Source organism: Nostoc sp. NOS(2021) (genome assembly GCF_017115025.1).
Classification (GTDB): Bacteria; Cyanobacteriota; Cyanobacteriia; order Cyanobacteriales; family Nostocaceae; genus Nostoc.
Genome location: NZ_JABXKM010000270.1, coordinates 21,994 through 29,411 on the forward strand (window position 1 = coordinate 21,994; position 7,418 = coordinate 29,411).

At 42.7% G+C, this 7,418-nt stretch carries 6 protein-coding genes; 3 read left to right on the top strand and 3 right to left on the bottom strand.

Features of this window, described 5'->3' with window-relative positions; all coding sequences use genetic code 11:
• Positions 1-49: 49 nt before the first annotated feature.
• Entirely contained in the window at positions 50-397 is a 348-nt protein-coding gene (locus HWQ41_RS27050) for a hypothetical protein (RefSeq protein ID WP_292770024.1), read from the bottom strand.
• A 780-nt stretch (positions 398-1,177) separates the two neighbouring features.
• Complete coding sequence (locus HWQ41_RS27055) at positions 1,178-1,531, bottom strand: hypothetical protein (RefSeq protein ID WP_292770026.1); 354 nt, start codon at positions 1,529-1,531, stop codon at positions 1,178-1,180.
• A gap of 750 nt (positions 1,532-2,281) precedes the next feature.
• Here HWQ41_RS27055 and HWQ41_RS27060 point away from each other — a divergent pair.
• Positions 2,282-4,015 carry an iron uptake porin gene (locus HWQ41_RS27060; protein ID WP_292770028.1) on the top strand — a complete coding sequence of 578 codons (1,734 nt, stop codon included), beginning with the start codon at positions 2,282-2,284 and terminating at the stop codon, positions 4,013-4,015.
• Positions 4,016-4,321: 306 nt separating this feature from the next.
• Positions 4,322-5,119: a glucose 1-dehydrogenase gene (locus tag HWQ41_RS27065; RefSeq protein WP_292770030.1), complete on the top strand. Its 798-nt coding sequence runs from the start codon at positions 4,322-4,324 to the stop codon at positions 5,117-5,119.
• 79 nt (positions 5,120-5,198) lie between these two features.
• Here HWQ41_RS27065 and HWQ41_RS27070 read toward each other — a convergent pair whose 3' ends face one another.
• Positions 5,199-6,323 carry an aromatic acid exporter family protein gene (locus HWQ41_RS27070; protein WP_292770032.1) on the bottom strand — a complete coding sequence of 375 codons (1,125 nt, stop codon included), beginning with the start codon at positions 6,321-6,323 and terminating at the stop codon, positions 5,199-5,201.
• A gap of 66 nt (positions 6,324-6,389) precedes the next feature.
• On the opposite strand from HWQ41_RS27070, the gene pip reads away from it, so the two are divergent.
• Positions 6,390-7,337, top strand: coding sequence for a prolyl aminopeptidase (gene pip / locus HWQ41_RS27075; protein WP_292770036.1), 948 nt, complete (start codon positions 6,390-6,392; stop codon positions 7,335-7,337).
• Positions 7,338-7,418: the final 81 nt, after the last annotated feature.

Consider the following 7,418-nt stretch of genomic DNA (forward strand, 5'->3'; position numbering starts at 1 on the left):
CCATTTACAGTATGTTTGAGAGATTCAAAACAGTAAATCTGCTGACAATTTACGCAATGCTATAGAGGTCTATATCGTATGGATTACCAGGAGTGGACTTGTTGTCTTGAAATTCATATACTTTCCCATCGGCCAAATTGTATGTTTTGTAATCCTCATAGCCGTCTCTACCGTCTTTGTCAAATCTAATGATTCCTCCGCCGTAGGCAGTCCATATAGCAGAATCTCCAGGGTTTGGATAGTTTGTTTGTGTACCATCGACAGTGTAGGGGATATAGTATCCCGTTGCGTTTTTAACGGTAAACACCTCGACTCCGCCAGTAAGTGTTTCACCAGCTTGTTCGTCAAGTTCTTCGACCAAACCCAAGTCTTGTAAAATGCTTTGATTGTTTGACATGATTTTTCTCCTTAATCTAAATTGAGTTAAGGCAGAGGTATTTGGATAAATCTTGCCTTACCTCATTGGTACATTGTTGAGATCCAGCAGAATTCAGAATTCAGAAGTCAAATAGACTTTGAGACTTCGCGCTATTTTATTCCTCTCCTTAGAGAATATTTAAAACCTTGTTTCTCCTTGTTTGGAACAAACAAGGATTTTTTGCTTTTGCTGATCAAGGGAGGCTTTGAAAAAGATTCAAGGTTAGCATCTTATTTTTCTCTATTCAGAGAGATAAAAGAGCGTTAGGTTGTGTACTTCCTCAATTTGAATCTATTTGTATTATGTAGTACTTCATGAAAAAAATTGAGCGCTGGTTAAAAAAACTTAACAGTGAAATGATCGAGAGCTAAGTAGCGTTCTTTTATTACTCTGATGAGAAAATATTCAAAACCTTGTTTCTCCGTGCTTGGTTCCAAACAAGGATTTTTTGGCTTTGCTGATAAAGCTTGGCTTTGAAAAAGATTCAAGGCCAGCATCTTATTTTTCTCTATTCAGAGACATAAAATAGCGTTAATAGAACTACTTGGCTAGCAATTGTGACAGTCGCATAAGTCCTGCTAAAGTGCAATTATTGGGGTGAAAATAAAGTCAGGTCAAATTACCCGACTTAATTGAGCGTTTGGCTTGTCAGTTCAGAGTTTTGACAGCTTGGCTGACGCGCTAAAAAGTCATTGCGCTTGCCTCATAACTCATTTGCAGTAAGTTTGAGAGATTCAAAACAAGAAATCTGCTTCAAATTTACCCAACTTTATAGAGGTTTATATCGTATGGATTGCCAGGAGTTTTTGTGTTGTATTGAAATTCATATTTTGCCCCATTGGACAAATTGTATGATTGGGTCTGCACATAGCCCGCTCTCCCGTCAGTGTCAAATTTAATGATTCCTCCACTGTAGGCAGTCCATACAGCAGAACCTCCAGGTTTTGCAAACTCTGACCTTGTTTGTGTACCATCGATAGAGTAGGGGATATTGTATCCTGTTCTGTTTGTAATGGTAAATACCTCGTATCCGCCAGTAATTGTTTCACCAGCTTGTTCGTCAAGTTCTTCGACCAAACCAAAGTCTTGTAAAATGCTTTGATTGTTTGACATGATTTTTTTGGTTAATCTAAATTGAGTTAAGGCAGAGGTATTTGGATAAATCTTGCCTTACCTCATTGGTACGCGGTTAGTTATACATTAAATTAGAAGTTAAGGTTACACATCGACCTTTTCTGCTTGTTTGCGTGCAGTTTTGATACCTGGAGAATGCAGGAATGCGATCGCCTAATTGCAGAAAACTGCATAATTAAGAAATATTCGCTGTGCTAAGTAAAAAAAAGCAATACTTCTCTACGAGACGCTCCGCGTAGCTTGCTTCCACGAAGTGGTATGACAAGCTCAGTAACTATAGTTAGGCTCAGTATCAAATAAACTACGAGTAGTGAATGCTGAGTAGGAAGATTTACAAGTACTACTTGTTACTCATTACTAGGACTTACGCACTTTAAAAATTGAGCATCATCTGCATATCAAGCTTATTAAGATAAAAGTCTTGCCCTGCCTCGTTCCTGGGCTGCTGCCTGGGAATGTGAACACAGGGAGGTAGAGCTTCCCACAAGAGCATTACAAGGCAGCAGCCCAGGAACGAGAGGTAATGCACATTTGGTTATGTCTGTCAATGCATAAGTCCTAATTACTTCTTACTCAGCACTCCTGAAGATTCTTCATCCGTAAAAATTTTGTGAGAAATATTTTAGTTCACGGCAATCTGATAAGATTTCCAACAAGTACATAATTGCTTGTTCTCTTTTTCTTGAACCCACTGATTTCGGGTCTTTTTTGGGAAAGGAAAATAAAAAAATGTCTCATCTATTGTGGAAAACTCTGGTACTAAGTCCAGTAGTTTTGGGAGTGACGGTGTTGGTTTCTGCAAAGGCTATGGCTGCTAAAGTAGCAGACTCTTCTGAAGATATAAAGGCAAAAGTTACTCAAACAGAAGCACCAATAGCTTCTGCTGCTTCAATATTCATTCAAACAGAGCAACCAAAAGTTAATCAGCAGTTGGTTGCCCAAAAGATTGATGATAATAAGGTTTTAGAAGAGGTTAACCCCTACAGTAGCGAAGAGAAGAACCAGAATTCACTGTCTCAAGTTACATCAGTTTCTCAGTTTTCTGATGTACAGCCGACTGACTGGGCATTCCAAGCTTTGCAATCTCTGGTTGAACGTTACGGTTGTATTGCTGGATACCCCAATAGCACTTACCGTGGCAACCGAGCATTGACCCGTTATGAATTTGCCGCAGGTTTGAATGCTTGTTTAGATCGAGTTAATGAACTGATTGCGACAGCAACTGCTGACTTGGTGTCAAAACAAGATTTGGCGACCCTCCAGCGTTTGCAAGAGGAATTCTCGGCAGAACTAGCAACTCTGCGTGGTCGAGTAGATTCTCTAGAAACACGCAGTGCTGAACTAGAAGCAAATCAGTTTTCTACTACAACCAAGCTGGTTGGTGAAGCAATTTTCGCTGTCACCGATAACTTTGGGAACAACGACAACAACAATACTGTTTTCCAAGACAGAGTACGTTTAGACTTGCAAACCAGCTTCACAGGTAAAGATACTTTGCATACTAGGCTTGCAGCTGGTAATGCAATTGGATTGGCTTTACCCAATCGCACATTTGAAGGGACTCAAACCTTTAGCCTGTCCCCTTCTACCAACAACAGTGTTTATATAGACTGGTTATCCTATTACTTCCCCGTTGGCAACTCCCAAGTTTACATAGCTGCTAGTGGAGGTATTCAGAGCGATTATGTTCCTACCGTCAACCCATACTTTGAGGATTATGATGGCGGTAATGGTGCTTTGTCTACCTTTGCTTCTGAAAGTCCGATCTATCGGATTGGCGGCGGTGCTGGTATCGGCGTTAACTTAGCCTTTGGTAAAGGTGGCGGTAGCTTCCAACCTTCATTAACCTTGGGTTACTTGGCATCTCAAGCGAATAACCCTGGTTTAAATACGGGTTTATTCGAGGGTAACTATGCTGCTTTAGGACAGTTGAACTTAAAAGTAGGCGATCGCATCACCTTAGCTGCAACCTACGTCCACGGTTATCATAATGGTGGTACTGTTTTATTCGATGCAGGCTCTGCGAGTACAACAACTGCTGTAGTCGGGACTGCACAAGCTAACTTTGTCGGTGGTGGCAATCCATATTCAAGTAATTCCTACGGCTTTGAGGCTGCTTTCAAACCTAGTGACAAACTGTCGATTAGTGGCTTTGCGGTTTACAGCAACATCAAAGGCTTTGGTGCTAATGATGATAGTCAAGTTTGGAGTTATGGACTTGGGGTAGCCCTACCAGACTTAGGTAAGAAGGGCAACGTTTTAGGAATTTTCGCAGGTATTGAACCATATGTTGGAGGCAGCACTGGTGATAAACCATACCACTTTGAAGGTTTCTATAAGTATCGTGTAAGCGACAACATTTCTATTACTCCTGGGGTAATTTGGTTAACCAATCCTGGTCAACTTCCTGGCAACAACGATGATGCAATCATTGGTACGCTGAGAACTACCTTCACCTTCTAAAGGTTTACAGCAATTTGCTGTAGGGTAGTACAGTTAGAGGCTGTAAATACTCCTTAGACATAGGAGTGAAAATGAATGTAGAGACGTAGTACTGCTACGTCTCTACAAGGTTTATGCATAACGCATATTTAACGAACTTTGGGGGTTTAAGTCCCCTGTCTCTACAGGCAGCGCGAATTGAACGCCTAAGCTAAATCCCCGTCACAAAACGTAATTACGAATTACGAATTATATTAATATCTGAGGAATGCCACAAAAAAGTTATTCTAATATTGTCATATATTATACCTGTTCAGCCGTCAATACTTGTATCAACGAACAAAGGAGTTACAAATGAAAAAGCTAGAAGGAAAAGTCGCCATTGTTACCGGGTCGAGTCGGGGAATTGGCAAAGAGATTGCAATAAAATTGTCGCATGAAGGCGCTAAAGTAATCGTCAATTACAGTAGTAGCCCTGAGAAAGCTGAAGAAGTTGTTAACCAAATTAAGCAACAGGGTGGCGAAGCCACGGCGATCCAAGCAGATATGAGTCGAATTGACCAAATTCAGCAGTTGGTGACAAAAGCCGTTGAGAAGTACGGTCAACTCGATATTCTGGTCAGTAATGCTGGGATTGAGTATTTCGGCAAGCTGGAGGAGATTACCCGGGAAGATTTCGATCGCGTGTTCAGTGTGAATGTTGCCGGTCAACTATTTGTCACCCAGGCTGCTGCTCGCTACCTGACATCTGGTGGACGGATCGTGCTGACTTCCTCTGTCAGTGCGGGGAGGTCGGTCTTGTATCACACACTCTATGCTGCAAGCAAAGCTGCCGTTTCGGCGATGGTACTCAATTTGGCTCCTGAGTTGGGAGAGCGTGGAATCACCATCAACGCGATCGCACCAGGCGGCACAGCGACGGACATGGCGCAAGAGAATGCGAAGCGTTATACACACCCATCTCTACAGAACGTATCGCCCGATGCTTTGCTCAAGAGCAAGATATCATTGCAGCGTCTGGCTCAACCGGAAGAAATTGCCGCAGCTGTCACATTTTTAGTCTCTGATGACGCTTCCTATATCACTGGCAGCACGCTCGTTGTTGACGGCGGAATACTCTTCTAAAGCTGCTGATAAAGAAGAATTCAGAAGTCAGAATTCAGAACTCAGAATCACTCTTGGTGGGGATTTAGACCACCACTAATTAAATGCTCATTAGCGTACCTGCCATTTTTTGCAGTTTCCTGCCCACTTCTTCCATCGTGTAGAAGAATGTGAAAAATCGGAGTAGCTCATTCATTGGGTAATGTTGCTGCTTAATTTCTTCCAGGCGATTTAATTGCTCTGTAGCATTGGCAAGGGCAACTTCTATTCCTGACAGAGATAAATTAGGCTGGTGCGATTTGACTGCGGTTGCTAGGGTGAGCATTGCACTTTGAGTTTCTTCTGCCAGTTGAGTAATTTGAGGTGAGAGAATTTGCCAGAAAGTATCCTGCTGTCTAGCAAGTACGGTATGTTCCATTGTCAAGATGTGTTCCCAAATGCGGCGGATGAGAAACTCCCAGGCTTCATTGACGCGTTTTTCTGGCGGTTCATTTGTCTGTCCCCGCCTGACTTCCTGCCATAGCGATCGCCCCTTACTCAGTGAACTAATGATACTGATTTTCAACTTATCCACACGGGGGCGATCGTAGTTTCCTGCAAAGGCAGAGTCTACAACCAACTCATAAAACTGCTCTAAATCAGTTAACGTTTGCGACAAATTACGCCTCAGTTCGACTCCAGCCGAAGCAGGAAAAATAAAGTTGTTTACCAACAGTGCGACACCAATACCCAAGAGGGTTTCCAGCAACCTGCCCCAAGCGTACAGCCAAGGAGATTGGCTGTGACTCAAAATGACGATCGCTGACACATACCCCGCCAATTTTGCCGCCTCATTGAATTTCCAATAAGAAGTCAGAAAGATCGTCAAAAATACACTGATTCCCAGTGACCAGAAATTTGTACCCAATGCAACCGCAAAGATGGCTCCACCGATAGCACCAATCACAGTGCCAATTATTCGTTGAATTCCTAGTAACAAAGTGCTGCCATGAGTAGATGACATCACAATGATGGCGGCGATCGCTGCATAAAAAGGATACTCCCATCGCAACGCCTGAGCAACTTCAAAAGAAATTGCCGATGCGATCGCCATTTTGAATGCCATCTTAGCTAGCAGAATCGTTGAGATGCCATCGGGAGTAGCAGCCCAAGTTTGCAATGCTGTAATGATTCTCAGCTTGTGCGATCGCTCTTTAGGTGGAAGGCCATTGGAGGGTTGTATCATGAGTATCGGGTTTATTTGATTTATGCAAGCGATCGCAATCACAACATTACTGATAAAATATCGAGAATGCGAGAACTTTATCCAGCGATCAAACCTTATCTAGAAGGTAGTTTACAGGTTTCCAACCTTCATACCATTCATTTTGAAGAGTCAGGGAACCCGCAAGGTCAACCCATCGTTTTGCTGCATGGGGGACCGGGTGGCGGATGTCCAGCTTTTTATCGGCAATATTTCCATCCAGAAAAATGGCGGTTAGTGATGTTTGACCAGCGCGGTTGTGGTCAAAGTACGCCCCATGCAGAATTACGAGAAAACACCACTTGGGATTTAGTCAGTGATATCGAAAAACTGCGCCAACATTTAGGTATAGAAAAGTGGGCGGTCTTCGGTGGTAGTTGGGGTAGCACTTTATCATTAGCCTACAGTCAAACCCATCCCTCTCGATGCACGGGGCTAATTTTGCGTGGGATCTTTATGCTCAGACAAAAAGAGTTGCGCTGGTTTTACCAAGAGGGTGCGAGCTATATTTTTCCTGATGCTTGGGAAGAATATTTAAAACCGATTCCCATAGATGAACGTGATGATCTGATCGCAGCATATTACAAACAGTTGACCAGTCCAGATTTAGAAATTCAATTAACAGCAGCGCGTGCTTGGTCAATTTGGGAAGGTAGTACAAGTAGACTTTTCTTAGACCCAGAACTCATGCAAAAGTTTGGCGAGAGTGAATTTGCTTCAGCTTTTGCTCGGATTGAATGCCATTACTTTATGAATAAGGGATTTTTGGAAACAGAAGATCAATTACTCTTAAATGTACACCGTATCCGCCATATTCCGGCTGTAATTGTTCAGGGACGCTATGATGTAGTCTGCCCAATGATATCAGCTTGGGAATTACATTGCGCTTGGCCGGAAGCCGAATTTATAGTGGTTCCTGATGCAGGGCATTCGATGAGTGAACCAGGAATTTGTAGTGCTTTGATTGAGGCAACAGATAATATTAAATTCGGTTGAATATTTAAATTTCTATAGCCTTTCCCAATCATATAAGGTACATCATAGCCCCCTCCTCGCTTGCGGGGAGGGGGTTGGGGG